Below are 1,468 nucleotides of genomic sequence, written 5' to 3' on the forward strand. Positions count from 1 at the left end.
TAATCTGTACCCTTTGTAAAGGACATTTTAAAAAAAGTTAGGCGGCATCAAGAAGATGATTTCTGTATTCGACAGGAGTCATCTTCTTTAAATTCCACTGATATCTATGCTGATTGTAGTATTTCATATAGTCTTTAATCTCTTGTTTTAACTGTGTGAAAGATGTACAAGTTTTGATGTGAGCTTCATCTTTAAAGTGCCCGAAAAAAGATTCTTGAGGGGCATTATCCCAACAGTTTCCTCGTCTTGACATGGATTGTCCCAGCTTTAATTCTTTGACTAACTTTTGATAGGTAGGGCTTGTGTAATGAGTACCTTGATCAGAATGAATATAGGCATCTTGCGTTAATCGTACCTTCTTATTCTTCTTTAGTTTGTGAAGAGTCGTCGTTGCGATATCTAGGGTAAGTCGTTCTGACACATGGTAAGCTAAAACTTCATTCGTAGACCCGTCTAGAATGGTAGATAAATATCCTTTTTGATTCTTACCATAAGACAGGTATGTGATGTCGGTAAGAAGTACCTTTCCTGGTACACCTTGCCTAAATTCTCGTTTTAATTGATTGGGTACCACGAAGTGTTCTTTCGTCGCTCTCAACATTTTTTTATAAGGATTTTCTTTGCGAATGGGACAGATAATCCCATATTTTTTCATGATTCTACGGATGCGTTTCAAATTGTAGACAACTTGAAATTGACCCGCCAATGTCATTTTGATCTGACGAGCCCCCTTCTTTCGGTTTTTAAATCGAAATGCCCTTACTATCATCTCTTTCACCATTTCATCTTGATGCGTTCTTTTCTCTCGCCGACTTTGAGAAATAGCTGAAAAATAATTATAGTATCCAGAGCGTGAAACACCTGCGATCTGACACAAATATCTCACCATATTTTTTAAGCGATATTTTTCAATAATAGAACGAATTAATAGGTACTTTTGACTAGGCTGTAACGTTATTTCTTTCCCATCCTCCCTTCCATAAGCTTGATCTTTTTTAACAGTTCATTTTCAGCTTTTAATAAGTTTCGTTCCGCTTCCAAACGTGCGTATTTCTCTTCTAATGTAAGTTCTCTTTCTGACTTTCTTCCTGAGTTTTCCTTACGTGTGTCTCTTAAGCCAAATACACCATTTTGCTTATAAGAAGTACGCCATCTATTTCCTGATGACACAATACGTTGTAGACCGATGATATCTATATCAAAACCACATTCTTCAAAAATGATACGAGGTGGTTTACCCTGTTCATTTTCCTCAATAAAAATACGCTTGAATTCATCAGTATAGGTAATTCCTTTTTGGCTTACCGATTTTACATATCGATTTTTTGATAGTATTTGAACTTCTTTTTCTGTAAATAATTTTTTCGTCATTTTAAAATTTCTCCGATTCTCATTTTTCTCTCATTATACAAGAAATACCCTATAGAATAGACTTTTTTTAAGTGTCTATTCTATAGGGTACATTTTA

At 35.0% G+C, this 1,468-nt stretch carries 1 protein-coding gene; it reads right to left on the bottom strand.

What is annotated here, in order from left to right; all coding sequences use genetic code 11:
- Nucleotides 1-37: 37 nt before the first annotated feature.
- A protein-coding gene (locus tag MR112_RS28560; RefSeq protein ID WP_370658504.1) for an IS3 family transposase occupies nucleotides 38-1,371 on the bottom strand; the annotation gives its coding sequence in 2 pieces (ribosomal slippage) (nucleotides 38-987 and nucleotides 987-1,371; 1,335 coding nt in all).
- Between the last annotated feature and the right edge of the window lie 97 nt (nucleotides 1,372-1,468).

This window comes from Bacillus cereus group sp. BfR-BA-01330 (assembly GCF_022663885.1).
Classification (GTDB): Bacteria; Bacillota; Bacilli; order Bacillales; family Bacillaceae_G; genus Bacillus_A; species Bacillus_A cereus.